14 protein-coding genes and 1 pseudogene are annotated in these 17,603 nt (G+C 72.0%); 11 read left to right on the top strand and 4 right to left on the bottom strand.

All coding sequences use genetic code 11. From position 1 onward, the window contains the following. Window positions 1–82: 82 nt before the first annotated feature. On the bottom strand, window positions 83–1,534 hold the full coding sequence (locus tag CTZ28_RS32975) for a nitronate monooxygenase (RefSeq protein WP_121893392.1): 1,452 nt from the start codon (window positions 1,532–1,534) through the stop codon (window positions 83–85). Between the two features lie 274 nt (window positions 1,535–1,808). Between CTZ28_RS32975 and CTZ28_RS32980 the strand changes: the two genes are divergently transcribed. Beyond that, window positions 1,809–2,654 carry a class I SAM-dependent methyltransferase gene (locus CTZ28_RS32980; protein ID WP_121893393.1) on the top strand — a complete coding sequence of 282 codons (846 nt, stop codon included), beginning with the start codon at window positions 1,809–1,811 and terminating at the stop codon, window positions 2,652–2,654. A 133-nt stretch (window positions 2,655–2,787) separates the two neighbouring features. On the opposite strand, the gene CTZ28_RS32985 is transcribed toward CTZ28_RS32980, so the two are convergent. Then, the gene (locus CTZ28_RS32985) at window positions 2,788–3,018 is read right to left on the bottom strand and encodes a type II toxin-antitoxin system HicB family antitoxin (RefSeq protein ID WP_121893431.1); all 231 of its coding nucleotides are present in this window, start codon (window positions 3,016–3,018) and stop codon (window positions 2,788–2,790) included. Here CTZ28_RS32985 and CTZ28_RS49735 point away from each other — a divergent pair. The 10 genes and pseudogenes from CTZ28_RS49735 to CTZ28_RS33030 form a co-directional block, all read left to right on the top strand. Continuing rightward, a pseudogene (locus CTZ28_RS49735) lies at window positions 3,007–3,281 on the top strand (ISL3 family transposase); the annotation flags it as partial. The gene CTZ28_RS32985 and the pseudogene CTZ28_RS49735 overlap by 12 nt on opposite strands. 369 nt (window positions 3,282–3,650) lie before the next feature. After that, complete coding sequence (locus CTZ28_RS32990) at window positions 3,651–4,643, top strand: substrate-binding domain-containing protein (protein WP_121893394.1); 993 nt, start codon at window positions 3,651–3,653, stop codon at window positions 4,641–4,643. Between the two features lie 68 nt (window positions 4,644–4,711). Then, on the top strand, window positions 4,712–5,773 hold the full coding sequence (locus tag CTZ28_RS32995) for a galactitol-1-phosphate 5-dehydrogenase (protein ID WP_220795470.1): 1,062 nt from the start codon (window positions 4,712–4,714) through the stop codon (window positions 5,771–5,773). After that, window positions 5,770–7,281: an FGGY-family carbohydrate kinase gene (locus CTZ28_RS33000; RefSeq protein ID WP_121893395.1), complete on the top strand. Its 1,512-nt coding sequence runs from the start codon at window positions 5,770–5,772 to the stop codon at window positions 7,279–7,281. The genes CTZ28_RS32995 and CTZ28_RS33000 overlap by 4 nt, the downstream gene beginning before the upstream one ends. Window positions 7,282–7,307: 26 nt before the next feature. Continuing rightward, window positions 7,308–8,273 carry a sugar-binding transcriptional regulator gene (locus tag CTZ28_RS33005; RefSeq protein ID WP_121893396.1) on the top strand — a complete coding sequence of 322 codons (966 nt, stop codon included), beginning with the start codon at window positions 7,308–7,310 and terminating at the stop codon, window positions 8,271–8,273. Window positions 8,274–8,299: 26 nt separating this feature from the next. After that, a complete protein-coding gene (locus CTZ28_RS33010) occupies window positions 8,300–9,859 on the top strand; it encodes a sugar ABC transporter ATP-binding protein (RefSeq protein WP_121893397.1) in 1,560 nt (519 codons plus the stop codon). Then, window positions 9,856–10,875 (top strand): ABC transporter permease, encoded by a 1,020-nt coding sequence (locus CTZ28_RS33015; RefSeq protein ID WP_121893398.1) that lies wholly within the window; start codon window positions 9,856–9,858, stop codon window positions 10,873–10,875. Before CTZ28_RS33010 ends, CTZ28_RS33015 begins: the two co-directional genes overlap by 4 nt. After that, complete coding sequence (gene deoC, locus CTZ28_RS33020) at window positions 10,868–11,839, top strand: deoxyribose-phosphate aldolase (RefSeq protein WP_121893399.1); 972 nt, start codon at window positions 10,868–10,870, stop codon at window positions 11,837–11,839. Before CTZ28_RS33015 ends, deoC begins: the two co-directional genes overlap by 8 nt. 16 nt (window positions 11,840–11,855) lie before the next feature. After that, window positions 11,856–13,400, top strand: coding sequence for an aldehyde dehydrogenase family protein (locus tag CTZ28_RS33025; protein ID WP_121893400.1), 1,545 nt, complete (start codon window positions 11,856–11,858; stop codon window positions 13,398–13,400). Beyond that, window positions 13,393–14,304 (top strand): aldehyde dehydrogenase family protein, encoded by a 912-nt coding sequence (locus tag CTZ28_RS33030; RefSeq protein WP_121893401.1) that lies wholly within the window; start codon window positions 13,393–13,395, stop codon window positions 14,302–14,304. Before CTZ28_RS33025 ends, CTZ28_RS33030 begins: the two co-directional genes overlap by 8 nt. Before the next feature lie 62 nt (window positions 14,305–14,366). Here CTZ28_RS33030 and CTZ28_RS33035 read toward each other — a convergent pair whose 3' ends face one another. Further along, complete coding sequence (locus CTZ28_RS33035; RefSeq protein ID WP_121893402.1) at window positions 14,367–15,857, bottom strand: cellulose-binding domain-containing protein; 1,491 nt, start codon at window positions 15,855–15,857, stop codon at window positions 14,367–14,369. Window positions 15,858–16,200: 343 nt separating this feature from the next. Continuing rightward, window positions 16,201–17,520, bottom strand: coding sequence for a radical SAM protein (locus tag CTZ28_RS33040; RefSeq protein WP_121893403.1), 1,320 nt, complete (start codon window positions 17,518–17,520; stop codon window positions 16,201–16,203). Between the last annotated feature and the right edge of the window lie 83 nt (window positions 17,521–17,603).

Here is a 17,603-nt window from a genome sequence, read left to right on the forward strand (position 1 = left end):
CGCGCTGTGCACCTGCGCTCCCAAGCTCACGGCCAAGTCGCCGTCGCTGACCGGCTCATGGCCAGGCCACCCGGAACGCCGCTCACACGGGTGCTTCCGTCAGGCCCTCGGAGAGCCATCGCACCACCGACTCCGCGCCGTACGGCCGGCCCTGGGGGGCGATCTGTCGGAGGAAGCCCAGGTCCTGGCCGATGGTGACGACGGGAGGTTCCACCACGCCGCGTGGGCGGCGCTGGCCGAGTCCGACGGCGGCCAGCAGGCCGTTGCACAGGCACTGCCGTCCTTCCGCCTGCTCGGCGGAACCGCCCTTGCGGACGTAGGCCGCGCGGGGCTCCGCCGGGCAACGATAGGCGATGAGTCCGCGCTCGGTGCGGTACGGGGTGCGCAGATATCCGAGGTCGCAGACCCGGCGGCGCGCCGAGTTCACGGCGGGGTCGGCCACCGTGCCGGGCAGGTCGGCGACCTTGAACGGAAACGAAGTCGGAGAGGCGGCGGGATCGTTGCGCACGATCAGCTCGTCACGAAGCTCACGCGCGACCAGCTCCCGCCGCAGCCGCGGATCGAGGCCGGACTCCTCGCAGAGCGCGAAGACACTGCCGAGTTGGACGCCGGCCGCCCCCAACTCCCTTGCTCGACGGAGATGTTCCGGTCCGCACTGTCCGCCGGCGATCCAGAAGGGCAGGCCGAGGGCGGCCATCTTCGCGAAATCGGGGGTGTCCCGGGGGCCGTAGACAGGATCGCCCTGCTCGTCCAGGCGCATCGGCCCGCGCGGCGGCGCACTGTGCCCGCCGGCGCGATGGCCCTCGATGACGAAGCCGTCCGGCGTGGTCTGCGCGGAACGGCTCAGATACGACGCCAGAGCCGGCAGAGAGATGATGGCCAGGACGTCGGGACGGCGCAGGGGTTCCGGCCGCGCCCCGCACAGCAGCGAGGCCGGGTCGAAGCTCAGCTCCACGGGTGTGTCGTCACCGTCGACGTCCAACCGCGCGGTGACGGGTTGCAGTTGGGCGAGCCGGGTCACGATGCCCGGGATCTGTGCGGGAATGCCCGCGCCGACCAGGACGTAGTCAACGCCGGCCAGGATCGCGCCGAACAGGGCGGGGACCGTGGCGAGTTGGACCTTCTCCAGGTAGTTGACGCCGACCGGTCCGCGGTGCCCTTCCTTGGCGAGCCACACCTCGCAGAAGTTGGCCACGACCGTCAGCTCCCGGGCGGGACACGCCTCGTCGGCGGTCAGCCGGGGTGCGGCCGCGAACCGCTCGCCGGCGCCGATCCCGCCCTCGACGAAGTAGCGCTCCCGCAGGGAATCCGCGAGCTCCGGTACGGGGAAGGCGGCCAGTGCCCGCCTCAGGTGGCCGCCGGGGTCACCGCTCTGCAGCAGCCGGATCAGCAGGGTGTCCAGGGCGGTACCGGAGACGACCCCCAACTGCCCGGTACGCGCGACGGCACGAGCCAGGCGCCAGCCGGACACCCCCACCCCCATTCCACCTTGGATCAGCCAGGGCAGATCGGTCGTCGTCCGGGATGTGCTCATGGGTCCTCGCAGGGATGGTCGCTGGGTCCGGAACCCTTACTTACGGTACCGTAACCTACGGTACCGTAACCAGATTTCGCCGAGCCGGGGTGTCCTGGAGGCCGTACCGGGTCGCCCAGGGTCCGGCCGGCGATCCGCACGGCCTGCCGCAGCCGCCTGCCAGGACCGGACCCACCGGGCCCCTCACTCGGGACGTTCGGCCCCCGCACCCCGCCCCTCCCCACGATTAGGTTCGCCTAAGTACTACAGCGCGGGCAGAGAGCGAGGCGCGAACATGGCATCGACGGACCCTTCGGCCCTGCAGAAGAACAACTCCCTTCCCGGCGACGGACTCGACGCCGCCCGCATGCCCGGCCACTGGCTGCTGGCCCGCCTGGGCATGCGTGTCCTGCGCCCGGGCGGCGTGAAACTGACCCGCTGGATGCTCGACAATCTGGCCCTCGGCCCGGACGACCGAGTCGTGGAGCTGGCCGCCGGTCTGGGAGCCACCGCCCGACTGACCCTCGCACGCCATCCGGGCTCCTACACCGCCGTCGACCGCGACCCCACCGCCGTGGCACGGCTGGGCGCCCTCACCGCACCCGGCGCAACCGAAGTGGCGGCCGTACGGGCCGACGCCGCGGACACCGGTCTGCCGACCGGCAGCGCCACCGCGGTGTACGGGGAAGCCATGCTGACCATGCAGCCCGACCCCGCCAAACGCCGCATCGTGCGCGAAGCCCGGCGGCTGCTCGCCGGCACCGGCGGCCGGTACGCCATCCACGAGCTGTGCCTGCTGCCCGACGAACTCGACCGGGAACACGCCGAGGCGATCACGAAGGATCTGGGCGAGGCCATCCACGTCGGCGCCCGCCCGCTGACCCCGCACGGCTGGGTCGCCCTGCTCGCCGCCGAGGACTTCACCGTCACCACCCGCCGGAGGACGCCGATGGCCCTGCTCGAACCGCGCCGGCTCATCGCGGACGAGGGATTCGGGCAGGCCATGCGGATCGCCGGCCGGGCCCTGCGCGACCCGGTGGCCCGGCACCGCGTCCTGGAGATGCGCCGCGTCTTCCGCCGCCACCGGGCCCACCTCGGCGCCATCAGCCTCATCGCCACCCCCACCTCGCACACCACCTGACGAGACGCCCCCGCAATCAACCGTCTGACCGCCACGCCGCCCCTCACCGAGGGCGGAGCGCATACGCCCGTCGGGCATATTCAGCTACTTCAGGCGCTCTTCGAGGCCATCGACGATGACGGGCCATTCGCCGTTACGGTACTTGGCATGCGACGCGCCGCACTTCGACCGGGGCAGTGATCACGTCGGTGACCTCGGGCACGGGAGCGTCCTCGAAGTAGAGCTCCAACGCCTCGCGCAGATTCTCCAGGGATTCCTCAATGGTCTCACCCTGGGAAGTGACCTCGACCTGGAGGCAGCGAGCCACGTACCACTCGCCCTCGTGAGTGATCGCGGCAGTCAGGTGCAGTGCGTCAGCCGGCATCAGCGACGCACCGCCCGTCCGGCCAGGCAAGTCCAGTCCTTGGTCAAGGAGTTGGCGGGCCGAGCGGGGGCCTGTCTCGTCGCACGGCCCTGTGTGCCCTGCCGCGCATCCCGTTGGCCACCGGGCGGACGCCCGATGTGCTGCCCGACCGCACGGCCGACACCCTTGAGGCAGGGGCCACCTGGCCGCAGCCGACCTCGGTGCGGTCAAGCGGCGGCTCAAGCAGATCCTGTACCGGTTCCAGCGCGCCATCGGCCCGGGCCTCCTCGGTACCGAGGACGGCGCCGGGGTTGTCTGCGCCGATCAGGGCGAGGGACCCGAACTTGATGACGCAGACCACGATCCGCGTTCGCTCGCCAGTCGGGCCTCCAGGCCGCCGAACAGGCCTGCGGTCTGGCTGCGGCTGTGATCTCGCGGCCACTCCAGCCACTCCGGATCATCGAGTTCACGCAGCAAGAACCTGCACGGGGTGTGCCCCGGCAACATCCACCGTCTTCGCCACCTTCCGTGATCGGTCGGTCGCGGCATGCCTCCGTCGCTCTGCTCACAAGAGCAAAAAAATCCGCATGTGTTGCCGCGACGTTAACTCCGGACCTACTGTCCGTCGCCAGGAACCACATCAGGAGGCCCATATGCGTATCAAGCGCATCTTCGGGATCTTTGCATCGGCGTCTGCTGTCCTCTCTCTTGCCGCCTGCTCCGTCTCCACCACTCCGAGTGGTGGAGACAGCGGCGACAAGAAGACCACCGGCACGCTGTCCATCGGCTTCAGCCAGGCGACCCAGCAGTCGCCGTTCTACGTGCAGTTGCGCATCGGTGCCGAGCAGGCCGCCAAGAAGGCCGGTGTCAAGCTCAACTTCGCCGACGCGGGCGACGACGTGACGAAGCAGAACAACGACATCCAGGACCTCATCACCCGCGGTGTCGACGTGCTGCTGGTCAACCCCGTCGACCCGAAGGGCGTCAAGGCGGGACTGGCCGCGGCCGAGGCGGCCGGGATCCCGGTCGTCACCGTCGACCGTCCGGTGCCCTCCGGCGCCGCCGCCCATGTCGGGCGGGACAACAAAGAGATGGGCCGGCTCGTCGGCGCCCAGGTCGCCAAGGCCCTCGGCGCCAAGGGCGGCAAGATCATCGAGATCAAGGGAGACGCGGGCGGTGCGGTCGCCCGTGACCGCAGCGCCGGGTTCCACGAGGCCGTGGCCGCCAACAACAAGATCAAGATCGTGGCGGGCCCGTACTGCGACTACATCCGTTCCAAGGCCGTCACCGCCGTGCAGGACCTCATCCAGACCAACCCCGACGTGAAGGCCGTCTACGCGCACAACGACGACATGGCCCTCGGCGCGCTCCAGGTGCTCAAGGAGAACAACCGCACCGACGTCAAGGTCGCCGGCGTCGACGGACTGATGGAGGCCGTGAAGTCCATCGCCGGCGGCGGCCCCTACCTCGCCACCGCCCTCAACGACCCGATCTCGCTCGGCGCCACCGCCGTACAGACCGCGCTCGACGTCCAGAAGGGCAAGAAGGTCGCGGCCGACGTCGATGCCGGAACCGGGCTGATCGACCGCGACAACGCCGCCGACTACACCGGTTCCACCACCTTCGCCCTCGCGGGCAAGGAATGACGTCGAGCAGCACGCAGCAGGCCGGAACCGGCCACGGCCCTGCCCCTACCCGAGAAAGCGATACGAACATGCCGCAGACCATGCGAGCCGCCCTGCTCCACGCCCCGGGCGACATCCGCGTCGAGGAGGTGCCCGTACCGCAGCCCGCGCCCCGGGAGGCGCTCGTCCGCGTCGCCGCGTGCGGCGTCTGCGGCTCCGACATAGCCAGGATGCTGCGCCCCGGAGGCTCCTACCACCTCCCGCTGATCTGCGGCCACGAATTCTCCGGTCACGTCGTCGCCCTCGGCGCCGAACTCGCCGCGGCCGGCACGGTCAAGGAGGGCGACCTCGTCGCCGTACCGCCCCTGATCCCCTGCCGCCGCTGCGCCCCCTGCGCCCAGGGGCACTTCAGCCTCTGCGAGGACTACGACTACTTCGGCAGCCGGCGGGCCGGTGCCTACGCCGAGTACGTCACCGTCCCCGAGGGCAATCTGCTGGTCCTGCCCGCCGACCTCGACCCGCGCGCCGCCGCCATGCTCGACCCGGCCGCCATCGCCCTGCACGCCGTCTGGCGCACCAAACTGCGCACCGGCCACCGGGTCGCCGTCGTCGGTGCCGGCCCCATCGGCCTGTTCGCCATCCAGTGGGCCCGGCTCGCCGGGGCGAGCGAGGTGCTCTCCATCGACATCAGCGAGGAGAAGGCGGCCATGGCCCTGGAGGCCGGTGCCACCCACACGGCCGCCACCCCCGAGCGGGCCACCGAACTCGCGGGCCGGGGCTACGACGTCATCATCGAGTCCGCCGGCGTGCCGGCCACCGCCGACCAGGCCGTCTCCCTCGCCGCCCGGCACGGGCAGGCCGTCTTCATCGGCATCCCGCACGACCCCGTCGTCCTGCCCAAGGCCACCTTCAGCAACTTCCTGCGCCGCGAGGTCACCCTCCACGGCGCCTGGAACTCCTTCTCCGCGCCCTTCCCCGGGGACGAGTGGCGCACCGCGGCCCGCGCCATGGGCGACGGCAGCCTCCGCTGGAAGTTCATGATCACTCACGAACTGGGCCTTGACGACGTCTCCGCCACCCTGCACCGGCTCGGCGAGCGCTCCATGTTCAGCTCCAAGGTGCTCTTCCTGCCGAACGGAGACCGTCCATGACCGCGCTCCTCGCCATCGACCTGGGCACGGAGAGCGCTCGTGTCGCCGTGTACAGCGCCGACGGCGCGACTCTCGGGACGAGCCAGAGCGGCTACCCCACCGCCTTCCCGCACCCCGGGCGGGCCGAGCAGGACCCCGAGGACTGGTGGCGGGCCGTGGTCATCGCCACCCGCGCCGCCCTCGCCGAAGCCGGCTCGCCCCCGGTCGCCGGGGTCGCCGTCGCCACCACCGCGTCCACCGTCGCCGTACTCGACGGAGCGGGACGGCCGTTGCGCCCCGCGCTGCTCTGGATGGACAGCCGGGCCAGCGCGGAATCCGCGCTCACCGCGGCGTCGGCCCATCCGGTCCTGCGCTACGCGGGCGGCTCCGACGCGGTCGAGTGGCTCGTGCCCAAGGCCATGTGGCTGGCCCGGCACGAACCGGACACCTACCGGGCGGCCCACCACATCACCGAAGCCGTCGACTACCTCGTCTGGCGCCTCACCGGCGAGTGGACCGGCTCACGGATGAACGCCGTCTGCAAGTGGAACTACGACCCGCGCGGCGCCGGGCTCCCCGACGACCTCTACGCGGAGCTGGGCGTGCCCGACCTCCGCGACAAGCTCCCCGGCCGCATCGTCCCGGTCGGTGACCCCGTCGCCCCGGTGCGGGCGAGCGCCCGCGGCGAACTCGGCATCACCGGCGGGGCCGTGGTCTGCGCCGGAGGGATCGACGCGCACCTTTCCCTGCTCGCCGTCGGCGGTGCGCGCCCCGGCCGGGTCTCGGTCGTCTCCGGCACCTCCACCGCCTTTGTCACCGAGATCGACGAACCCGTCTTCCCGCCCACGGTGTGGGGCCCCTACCCGGACGCCCTCAACGCCGGACGGTGGCTGGTCGAGGGAGGCCAGGTCACCTCCGGATCCGTGCTCACCTGGGCAGGTGAACAGCTCCTCGGCCGGCCCCGAACGGAACTTCCGGCGCTGATCAAGGAGGCCGCGGCGCTGCCGCCCGGCGCGCACGGGCTGATGGTCCTCGACTACTTCATGGGCAACCGCACCCCGCTGCGCGACCCGCGGCTGCGCGGCGCCGTGCTCGGGCTGACCCTCGGCAGCCGTCCCGAGGAGGTGTACCGGGCCGCTGTGGAAGGCGTCGCCTACGGCACCCGGCAGGTCCTCGAATCGTTCGTCGAGGGCGGGGTCCCCGTCGACGAGGTGTTCGTCTCCGGCGGTATCCGGCACAACCCGCTGTGGCTGCGTACCACTGCCGACGTCCTCGGCCGCCCGCTGCGGCTGGTCGCCGAGGACAACCTGACCCTGCGGGCCTGCGCGGTCACCGCCGCCGCCGGGTCCGGCCAGGCCGCCTCGCTCACCGAGGCCGCCGCGGGCTTCGCCCCCCGGGTGCGGATCGTCGAACCGGACCCCGCGCACCGCGAGGCTCTCGAACGGGGCTACGCGGACTACCGCGCCGCCACCGAGGCCACCCGCACGATCGCCCACCGGCTCAGCGCGCCGGACCGCCAACCGGGCTGACCCGGGCATCGGACAAGGAGGTCCGGATGACCAGCACCGAGGACGAGACCCTGCTCTACCAGGTCGCCTCCCTGTACTACGAGCAGAACCGGACACAGGAACAGATCGGGGAGGAACTCCACTTCACCCGCTGGAAGGTGGGCCGGCTGCTGGCCGAGGCCCGGCAGGCGGGGATCGTGCGGATCGAGGTCCGCCACCCCAAGGCCCGCATGCGGGGCCTGGAGGAAGGGTTGCGCGAGGTCTTCGGGCTGCGCGATGCCGTCGTGGTCGCCGCCGACCGCGCGGACGACGACGAGCGGCTGCGAGCCAGGGTCGCCGAGGCCGGGGCCGACTATCTCGCCCGGCTCCATCCGGCACCGCGCCAGCTGGGCGTCTCCTGGGGCCGCACGCTCGACCTGCTCGCCGCGCGCCTCCAGCCCGGTTGGGCGACCGGTGTCCATGTCGTTCAGATCAACGGCGGGCTCAGTCGCTCCCGTACTCCCACCTCCGCCCAGGACATGGCGGGCCGGATCGCCCACCTCGCGCAGGGCACCCTCAGCGTCCTGCCCGTCCCGTCCATCGTGGAGCAGGAGACCACCCGGCGGCTCCTGGAACAGGACAGCGCGGTCGCCGATGTCCTCACCCAGGCCGCGGCCGCGGACACCGTGCTGTTCAGTCCCGGCGGCATCGGAGCCGATTCGGTGCTGGTCAGCTCGGGTTACCTGACCGCGGACGACCTGGCGTCGCTGGCCGCGGCGGGAGCCGTCGGCGATGTCGCGGGCCGCTTCATCGACGCCCGGGGAGCGATCGTCGACCGGCCGCTGGACGACCGGACCCTCGGGCTCCCGCTGGACCACCTGCGCAACAGCGCCGTGTCCGTGGCCGTCGTCTCGGGCACCGCGAAACACGCGGTGTGCGCGGCCGTGGTCGCAAGCGGCCTCTGCAACACCCTCGTCACCGACCATCTCACGGCGTCCCACCTGCTCAACCCGCACCAGTGCGAGGAGCTGTGAGCACCAGGAGCCCGAGAGGAGGAGCCATGAGCCCTCACGACACCGCCGGACCCGCCACCGGCCGGGACGACACACCCCGGCTGGCCATGCGCGGCATCGTCAAACGCTTCCCCGGCACCCTCGCCAACGACGGCGCCGAGCTGGTGGTGCGTCCCGGCGAGACGCACTGCCTGCTCGGCGAGAACGGCGCGGGCAAGAGCACCCTGATGAAGATCCTGGCCGGCTCCTACCGGCCGGACGCCGGCGAGATCCTGCTCGACGGCGAACCCGTCACGCTCACCAGCCCCCAGGCGGGACTGGCCGCCGGTATCGCCGTGATCTACCAGGAGCTGGATCTCGTACCGGATCTGACGGTCGCCCAGAACCTGCTGCTCGGCCACGCGCCGTCCTGGGGCCCCGTCGTACGCCGCAGGCAGCGCGCGGAACTGGCACGTGCCGCCGTGGCCCGGGTCGGCGGGGACTTCTCCGTCCACACCCCGGTACGCGATCTGCCCATCGCCGCCCAGCAGCTCACCGCGATCGCCAGGGCGCTCACCGCCGACGCTCGCGTCATCGTCATGGACGAGCCCTCGGCCACCCTCGGTGAGAGCGATCTGCGCACCGTGTTCCAGGTGATCCGCTCCCTCACCGCGCAGGGCCGCTCCGTCATCTACATCTCGCACCGCATGGACGAGGTCATGGAGATCGGCGACCGCGCCACCGTGATGCGCGACGGCCGCTCGGTCGCCGTCCGGGACCTGGCCACCACCACGGCCGACGAACTGGTCGCCGACATGATCGGCGAGAGCCGGGAACTCGTCAGGACCACCGACCGGCCGAGGCCCGAAGGCCGCCCCCTGCTGGAGATACGTTCCGTCCGCAGTCCCGGGCTGATCGACATCGCGGGCATCGGGGTACGGGCCGGCGAGGTCGTCGGACTCGCCGGGCTCGGCGGCGCGGGCCGCACCACCCTGCTCAAGGCCCTGTTCGGGGACACCCCGGCCACCGTCTCCGTGGCTCTGGACGGCACGGATCTCCGGCTGAACAGCCCCGCGGCGGCGGTACGGGCCGGACTCGCCCTCGTTCCGGAGAGCCGCAAGGAACAGGGCCTGATGCCGGGGCTCTCCGTCGCCCGCAACGCCGCCGTCACCGCGCTCGGCCGTCCGCCCTGGCTGTTCCCCCGCCGCCTGGGACGTCGGCTCTCCGCGCCCGTCCTCACCGGTCTCGGGGTGCGCAGTTCCTCACCGGACCAGCTCGTCGGCAAACTCTCCGGCGGCAACCAGCAGAAGGTGGTCCTGGCCAAGTGGATCACCAAGGGCGGTGTGCGGGTCCTGCTGCTCGACGAACCCACCCGGGGCCTCGACGTCGGGGCCAAGGCCGACCTCTACCGGCAGGTACGCCACCTCGCCGACCAGGGCGTGGCCGTGCTCCTCGCCAGCAGCGAACTGAGCGAGCTGACCGCCAACGCCGACCGCATCTGGGTGCTGCACGAAGGCCGCAACGTGGCCTGCTTCGACCCCCGCACCACCGACGAGACCACCATCGCGCACACCGTGATCACCGGCGCGACACCCACCGGAGCGACACCCCCTGGAGCACCCTCATGAGCACATCCACCACGGTGGCCGAGCCGAAACCGGCCCCCGGCGGCCGGAGCCCGCGGACCTCCTCGTCCCGGCGGCGGGGCGCCGACCTCGTCGTCAGGTTCAACCTGGTGCTGGTCTTCCTGGCGCTGTGCGTGGTCGCAAGCCTGCTCGCCCCCGAGTTCCTGACCACCCGCAACCTGTCCAACCTCCTCCAGCAGTCGGCGCTCACCGGCATCGTCGCCGTCGGGATGACCCTCGTCATCCTCACCGCCGGCATCGACCTGTCGGTCGGGAGCGTGGCCGCCTTCGGCGGCATGACCGTCGCCCTGCTCATCGACAAGGACATCAACTTCCTGCTGGCCATCGCCGTCAGCCTGGCCGCCGGCGCCCTCTTCGGCGCCGTCATGGGCGGGCTCTCCGCCTATCTCTCGCTGCCCGCGTTCATGACCACCCTCGCCGGGCTGACCGGCATCCGCGGCCTGACCTACCTGCTCACCGACGGCGAGCCGGCCGGCGGTGACATCCCGCACGCCTTCCAGCTCCTCGGCGGCGGATTCATCGGCTACGTACCCATCGTCGGGCTGATCTTCGTCGCCGTTGCCGTGGCCGCCGGGCTGCTCCTGCGCGGCACCACCTTCGGCGAGTACATCTATGCCGTGGGCAGCAACAAGGAGGCCGCCCGGCTCTCCGGACTGCCGGTACGCGGCGTGATCACCGCGGTCTTCGCCATCTCCGGCTGCCTCTCCGCCCTCGCCGGGGTGCTGCTGACCTCCCGGCTCACCATCGGCCAGCCCACCGCGTTCAGCGGCCTCGAACTCGACGCCATCGCCGCCGTCGTCCTCGGCGGTACCAACCTCTTCGGCGGGCGCGGCGGCGTCATGGGCACCTTCGTCGCCGTACTGCTCCTGTCCGTGCTGCGCAACCTGTGCAATCTGATGGGCCTCGGCTCGTTCTTCCAGATGGTCGTCACCGGACTGATCCTCGTGGTCGCACTCGTCCTCAACATGCTCATAGAGAAGCGAGGCTCCCGTGCCTGACACCGCCACCCCCGCCCCGGCGCCGCTCTCCCCCGCCGGCGGCAACGCCGCGCTGCGCGCCCTCCTGGACGGACTGCCCGGTGTCGACGAGGCGGGCGTCCACGCCCGTGTCGCCGACCTCGCCACCCGCTCGGTGAAGACCACCGCCAAGGCACACGCCATCGACCTAGCCATCCGCATGGTCGACCTGACGACCCTGGAGGGCGCCGATACCCCCGGCAAGGTACGCGCCCTGTGCGCGAAGGCCCTGCTGCCCGACCCTGCCGACCGCACGGTCCCGCCGGTGGCCGCCGTCTGCGTCTACCCCGACCTCGTACCGGTCGCGGCACGCGCTCTGGGATCCACCCCGGTCGGCATCGCCTCCGTCGCCACCTCCTTCCCCGCAGGACGTGCACCGCTGGAGGCCAAGCTCCTCGACACCCGGTACGCCGTCGCCGGCGGGGCCACCGAGATCGACATGGTGATCGACCGGGGCGCGTTCCTCGCCGGGGACCACCGCAAGGTGTACGACGAGATCGTCGCCGTCAAAGAGGCATGTGCCCGGCCCGACGGCCCGCCCGCCCATCTGAAGGTCATCCTCGAAACCGGCGAACTGGCGAGCTACGACGATGTACGCCGCGCCTCCTGGCTCGCCATGTACGCCGGGGCCGACTTCATCAAGACGTCCACCGGCAAGGTCGCACCCGCCGCCACCCCCGCCGTCACCCTGATCATGCTCCAGGCGGTACGCGATTTCCGCGCCGCGACCGGCCGGCAGGTCGGCGTCAAACCCGCCGGCGGCATCCGCACCACCAAGGACGCGCTGCGCAACCTCGTCATGGTGAACGAGACGGTGGGCCCCGACTGGCTCGACCCCCGCTGGTTCCGCTTCGGAGCCTCCAGCCTGCTCAACGACCTGCTGATGCAACGGGCAAAGCTGACGACCGGCACCTACCCCGGTCCCGACTACTACTCCGCAGACTGAAAGGGACCAGGCACGCATGTCCGACCGCCCCCGCCCGACGCCCCGCCCCGCCCCTCACCCGGGCCCCGACTCCCCTTCGACACCCGCCGCCACCGCCACGGCCACCGCCCGGCCGGCCTCCGCGTCCGGGGCCCTCGTCTACGCGCCCGCGCCCGAATCGAGGGCCGTGGTCTCGCTGCGCCCCGCTTACGGACTCTTCATCGACGGCGAGTTCACCGAACCCGGCGAGCAGACCATGACCACCGTCAACCCGGCCGACGAGGAAGCGCTCGCCGAGGTGGCCACGGCCACCGAGGCGGACCTGGACCGCGCCGTGGCCGCGGCCCGCCGTGCCTTCGACGGCGTCTGGTCCCGGACCAGCCCCTCCGAACGCGGCAAATACCTCTACCGGATCAGCCGGATCATCCAGGACCGCGCCCGCGAACTGGCCGTACTGGAGTCCCTCGACAACGGCAAGCCCATCAAGGAGACCCGCGACGTCGACATCCCGCTCGCCGCCGCCCACTTCTTCTACTACGCGGGCTGGGCCGACAAACTCCCCTTCGCGCTGCCGGGTGTTCCCGCACCGCGGCCGCTCGGCGTCGCCGCCCAGGTCATCCCGTGGAACTTCCCGCTGCTGATGCTCGCCTGGAAGATCGCCCCCGCGCTCGCCGCCGGGAACACCGTGGTCCTCAAGCCCGCGGAGACCACCCCGCTGACCGCCCTGGTCTTCGCCGAGATCTGCCAGGAGGCCGGACTGCCGCCCGGCGTCGTCAACATCGTCACCGGGGCGGGCGCCACCGGCCGTGCCCTTGTCGCCCACCCCGGTGTGGACAAGGTGGCGTTCACCGGCTCCACCGGGGTCGGCCGGGAGATCGCCAGGACCGTCGCCGGCACCCGCAAGCGGGTCACCCTGGAACTCGGCGGCAAGGGGGCCAATATCGTCTACGCCGACGCCGCGCTCGACCAGGCCGTCGAGGGGATCGTCACCGGCATCTTCTTCAACCAGGGGCACGTGTGCTGCGCCGGATCCCGGCTGCTGGTGCAGGAGTCGGTCGCCGAGGAGGTCCTGCACCGGCTCAAGGAGCGGATGGCCCGGCTGCGGCTCGGCGACCCGCTGGACAAGAACACCGACATCGGCGCCGTCAACTCCTCCGCACAGCTCGCGCGCATCCAGGATCTCGCGAGGACCGGCCGGGAGGAGGGCGGCGAGGAGTGGTCCCCGTCCTGCGAACTGCCCTCCCGCGGCTACTGGTTCGCCCCCACCGTCTTCACCGGAATCACCCAGGCGCACCGGATCGCCCGCGAGGAGATCTTCGGCCCGGTGCTCTCCGTGCTGACCTTCCGCACCCCGCAGGAGGCCGTCGAGAAGGCGAACAACACACCTTACGGCCTGTCCGCCGGCATCTGGTCGGAGAAGGGCAGCCGCGTCCTGTGGACGGCCGACCGGCTGCGCGCCGGCGTGATCTGGGCCAACACCTTCAACAAATTCGATCCCGCCAGCCCCTTCGGCGGCTACCGCGAGTCCGGTTACGGACGCGAGGGCGGACGGCACGGACTGGAGGCATACCTCAATGGCTGACACGGCCACGGCACCCGACCCCGCACCCGCGTCCCCCGGACCGGAACCCCGGCGGCTGGCGGTGCGCAAGACCTACAAGCTCTATGTGGGCGGCGCCTTCCCCCGCTCCGAGTCGGGCAGGAGCATCCCCGTGAACTCAGCCGAGGGTGCCCACCTGGCCCACGCCGCGCGCGCCTCGCGCAAGGACGCACGGGACGCCGTCGTCGCGGCCCGTGCCGCGTTCGGCCCGTGGGCCGCCAGGACCGCCCAGCTCCGCGGCCAGATCCTCTACCGGATCGCCGAGATGATGGAGGGCCGGCATGCCCACTTCGTCCAGGAGACCGTCGACGCGCAGGGCGTCAGCGAGGCGACGGCGCAGGACATCGTCTCCGCCGCGATCGACCGCTGGGTCTACTACGCGGGATGGACCGACAAGATCGCGCAGGTACTGGGCACGAGCAACCCCGTGTCGGGACCGTTCGAGAACAGCTCCGCCCCCCAACCGACCGGCGTCGTCGCGGTCCTCGCCCCCCAGGACTCACCGCTGCTGGGGCTGGTCTCGGTCGTCGCCCCTGTGATCGCGGCCGGCAACACGGCGATCGTGGTGGCGAGCGAGCGAGCCCCGCTGCCCGCCATCGCCCTCGCCGAGGCGCTGGCCACCTCGGACCTTCCCGGCGGTGTCGTCAACATCCTCACCGGCCGCACCGCCGAGATCGCCCCGACCCTGGCCGCGCACGCCGACGTCAACGCACTCGACCTGTCGGGAGCGGGGGACCTCGCCACGGAGCTGGAGTCCGCGGCGGCGGCCACCCTCACCCGGGTCCTGCGCCGGGAGCCGTCCCCCGACTGGCACGCGCTGCCGGGTCTCGCCCGCATCACACCGTTCCTGGAGACGAAGACCGTCTGGCAGGCCGTCGGTCGGTAGCCCTCGTCGCCCGGAAGCGCGGGGACGCCTGCGCGGACGGGCAGGCCATGGTGGGCATGGGGTCAACGGGCCGCGCAGGGGCTTCCGTTCAGGGTGAACGCCTGAGGCGCGGAGTTCGTGCCGTCCCAGGAGGCGAGGAAGCCGAAGCTGAGGCTGCCGTCCGCGGCGACGGACCTGTTGTAGTCGGCGGCCGTGGCCGTGACCCGGGTGCCGCGCTGGCTGACGCGGGCGTCCCACATCTGGCTCACCTGCTGGCCGTCCTGGAAGGACCAGGAGACGCGCCAGTCGGTGAGGGCCTCCGCGGTGGTGATGGTGACGGTGGCCTGGAAGCCGTCGGGCCACTCGTTGACCTGCTCGTACTCGAACCGGCAGGCGGCCTCCTGCCGGGGCTCGGTGGCCGAGCCGCGGGCGGTGGCCGAGGAGGTGCCCTGCGGTTCCGGGTCGGGGTCGTGGCCGGCGGACCCGGCCGCGGTGCCGACCGCGGTACTGGACGCGGCGGGGGCGGTGGAGCGGGCGGTGGGTGCGGGCCCCGAGGGGTCGGCGGACGGCAGCGGCACACTGGGATCGGCGACCGGCTGCCGGTCGTCGGGCCGTGCGGTCCGGTCCTCGTCGGAGCCGCCGAAGGGCATCATCGACACGCCGAGCGCCAGCATCGACAGCAGGACGGCAGCGGCGAGCAGGCCGCCGCGCAGCAGCCGGCCGCGGCCGGTGTCCTCCTTCGGGTCGCCGGTCTCCCGCTCCGCCGCCGCCCCTGGGCGGCCGACGCCGAGCCGTACCTCGGCGGCCCGGCGGCGGCGCTCCAGATAGGCGAGGCCGCCCCAGCCGATGACCCCGCCGGCGAGCGCCGCGGGCAGCCCGCCGCCGTGCAGCCGCAGGCAGGCGGCGGCCTCCGCGCACTGGACGCAGGTGGCGAGGTGCCGGGAGAGGTCGTCGGGGGTGTCGGCGCCGGACGAGCGGGTGACGGCGTCGAGCAGCCGGACGTAGCTGCGGCACTGCGCGTCCATCGGGGTGTCGAGATGGGCGCGGTGGCTGCGGTCCCGGAACAGGGCCCGCACCTGCTCGAGTTCCTGGCTCGCGACCTCCGGGTCGAGGCCGAGCCGGCGGGCGACGACGGGCAGCGGCAGCGCCTCCACCTCGACCAGCCACAGCAGCGAGGCGTCCGCCTCCTGGAGGTCCCTGAGGCCGCGCAGGGCGACCGGGCGCTGCAGGGGCGGCCCGGTGTAGCGGGCGGCCTTGTCGGAGTTGAGCCACAGCCGCAGATCGGGGTCGAGCCGGTGGCCGAGCCCGTCGGCCTCCCAGCCGGCGGCCGCGGTGCGGACGGCGGTCAGCAGCAGCGGAATCATGGGCAGCCGCGGTGCGCGCCGGCCGGCACGCACCGGCGAGGACCCCTCGGCGCGCGCCTCGCGCAGGCCGGCCGCGAACGCCTCCGTGGCCAGCTGGTTGGCCGTCTGGGCGCCGGATGTGCACAGGTCGGCGAAGGAGAGCACGGCGTCCCAGTACTCGGTGAACAGCGCGGCCTCGGTGGCATCCTGAGGGGTCGGCAGGTCGGGCATGGGTCTCCTGCATCACGAGCGAGGTCAACTCACCATATCGGCAAAGGAGTTGGGGGGAACCTCGCGGCAGGGCCCGAGCTTTTCACGCCTTCGACACAACTGACAAGCTGCGTATTCAATTCCGGCTGCGGGCAGCGCGCGGCGCGTCGGTCCGTCGCGCGGGTGCCGTGCGGGGCGGTCCGGCGCGGTGTGCGCCCGGGTCCGCCGCGAGCCTCGACTCCGCCCTCCTGTACGGACCGCGACCGGGTTTCGACTCACCGTGGCGCCGTATCCGTTCACGCCGTATCCGTTCACGCCGGGACCGGGAACCCTCGGGACGGGCCCCGGTCCGGCGGGCGGGGGGTCAGGCCCCGGCCGGCTCCTGGGCGGGGAGGCTGTCCATGAAGGAGCTGACGGAGAAGACGGCGTGGCCGGGTCCGGGCGGGCCGTAGCCGGGCGGGGAGGACAGGCCGAAGTCGTCCATGGTGGCGCGGTAGGCCTCCAGCAGCCGGATGTGGTACTCCAGCGGCGCCCCCTGGGGGTTGGCCTTGCCGAGCGGGGTGGTGGGTTCCGGGCACCAGGTGGTGAAGCGGGGCGTGATCCCGTGCGACATGAAGAAGCGCAGGCCCTCGGTGGTGGATGCGATGGCCTCGTCGACGGTGGTGAAGCCGAACGGCTCGGCCATCTCCACGCCCGCCACGAAGTTCGGGATGACGTTGCGCGCGCCGAAGACCTCCGCCGAGTCGAGGATGCGCCGGTGCCACTCGTCGCGGCCGACGTAGCGCTCCTTGCCCGGGCAGTACAGCTCGAACAGCCGGCGGTCCCACACCTCGAAGTTGGGGTGGTAGATCTGTACGCCGTAGTCCTTGAACCGCTGCACGTCCGGCTTCGGCAGCGCCTGCGCCACGACCTTGCCGATCCAGCGGCCCGGGAAGCGCTCCTCGATGGCCTTGGCGTAGTGGCCGTAGAAGTCGGCCTCGTCGCGCCCGGCGACCGTCTTGGTGATGGCGCCGCCGGTGAGCGTGTAGGCGGTGGACGCCTGCTGGGTGTCGTACCGGTCGATGATCTCCAGCGCCTCCAGGACCTCCTCGACGTCCTTCACGCCGGTGTAGGGCCGCCCGGCCGCCTTGTGCTGGCGCCAGTTGTGGTTGATGTCGCAGTACTGGCACTCCTCCTTCGCGCCGAAGTACTGGCAGACCCGGAAGACGGTGAGGTAGATCAGGTAGCCCCACTGGATGGTGGGGGCCACCTCCATCACGGACTTCCCGTTGGAGAGGGTGTGCCGGTAGTACTCGGGCATGGGCGGCACGCCGACGTCGGCGATCCGCTTCCCGTCGAGGTAGAGGCCGAGCAGCCCCTCGTCGTCGGCGGCGACCCGGTACGGCGAGGACGGGTTCACCCGCACGGAGACCACGGTCCGGCGCAGGTCGTAGGGGCCGCCGGTGAGGATGATCTCCTCCGGCGGGCGGCGCAGCGCGGCCTCGCCCAGCTCCGGCAGGGTGCCGTGGTCGAAGGAGAAGATGAAGTACGACTTCGGTTTGACCTCGCCGTCCTCGTTGTCCGACAGGGCGGACGCGTCGAAGGCGACACCGCCCCGGAGCAGGTCTTCCTTGAAGACGGCTTCCCGCGGTACATGCGGGAACCGCTCCATCAGATCCTCGACCAGCGCGGTGCGGCTATCCATCCCGTCTCTCCTCCCGGCTCAGGCGTTCGACTCCTCACGGTATGCCCCCACCCGCGCGCCGCACATGCCGGGTCCCCCGTGCG

The organism is Streptomyces shenzhenensis (genome assembly GCF_003688995.1).
Lineage (GTDB): Bacteria > Actinomycetota > Actinomycetes > Streptomycetales > Streptomycetaceae > Streptomyces > Streptomyces shenzhenensis_A.

What these genes read in the sequence shown, in the direction of transcription:
- CTZ28_RS32975 (WP_121893392.1), bottom strand. Translation starts at nt 1,534, where the DNA reads ATGAGCACATCCCGGACGACGACCGATCTGCCCTGGCTGATCCAAGGT.
- CTZ28_RS32980 (WP_121893393.1), top strand. Translation starts at nt 1,809, where the DNA reads ATGGCATCGACGGACCCTTCGGCCCTGCAGAAGAACAACTCCCTTCCC.
- CTZ28_RS32985 (WP_121893431.1), bottom strand. Translation starts at nt 3,018, where the DNA reads ATGCCGGCTGACGCACTGCACCTGACTGCCGCGATCACTCACGAGGGC.
- CTZ28_RS32990 (WP_121893394.1), top strand. Translation starts at nt 3,651, where the DNA reads ATGCGTATCAAGCGCATCTTCGGGATCTTTGCATCGGCGTCTGCTGTC.
- CTZ28_RS32995 (WP_220795470.1), top strand. Translation starts at nt 4,712, where the DNA reads ATGCCGCAGACCATGCGAGCCGCCCTGCTCCACGCCCCGGGCGACATC.
- CTZ28_RS33000 (WP_121893395.1), top strand. Translation starts at nt 5,770, where the DNA reads ATGACCGCGCTCCTCGCCATCGACCTGGGCACGGAGAGCGCTCGTGTC.
- CTZ28_RS33005 (WP_121893396.1), top strand. Translation starts at nt 7,308, where the DNA reads ATGACCAGCACCGAGGACGAGACCCTGCTCTACCAGGTCGCCTCCCTG.
- CTZ28_RS33010 (WP_121893397.1), top strand. Translation starts at nt 8,300, where the DNA reads ATGAGCCCTCACGACACCGCCGGACCCGCCACCGGCCGGGACGACACA.
- CTZ28_RS33015 (WP_121893398.1), top strand. Translation starts at nt 9,856, where the DNA reads ATGAGCACATCCACCACGGTGGCCGAGCCGAAACCGGCCCCCGGCGGC.
- CTZ28_RS33025 (WP_121893400.1), top strand. Translation starts at nt 11,856, where the DNA reads ATGTCCGACCGCCCCCGCCCGACGCCCCGCCCCGCCCCTCACCCGGGC.
- CTZ28_RS33030 (WP_121893401.1), top strand. Translation starts at nt 13,393, where the DNA reads ATGGCTGACACGGCCACGGCACCCGACCCCGCACCCGCGTCCCCCGGA.
- CTZ28_RS33035 (WP_121893402.1), bottom strand. Translation starts at nt 15,857, where the DNA reads ATGCCCGACCTGCCGACCCCTCAGGATGCCACCGAGGCCGCGCTGTTC.
- CTZ28_RS33040 (WP_121893403.1), bottom strand. Translation starts at nt 17,520, where the DNA reads ATGGATAGCCGCACCGCGCTGGTCGAGGATCTGATGGAGCGGTTCCCG.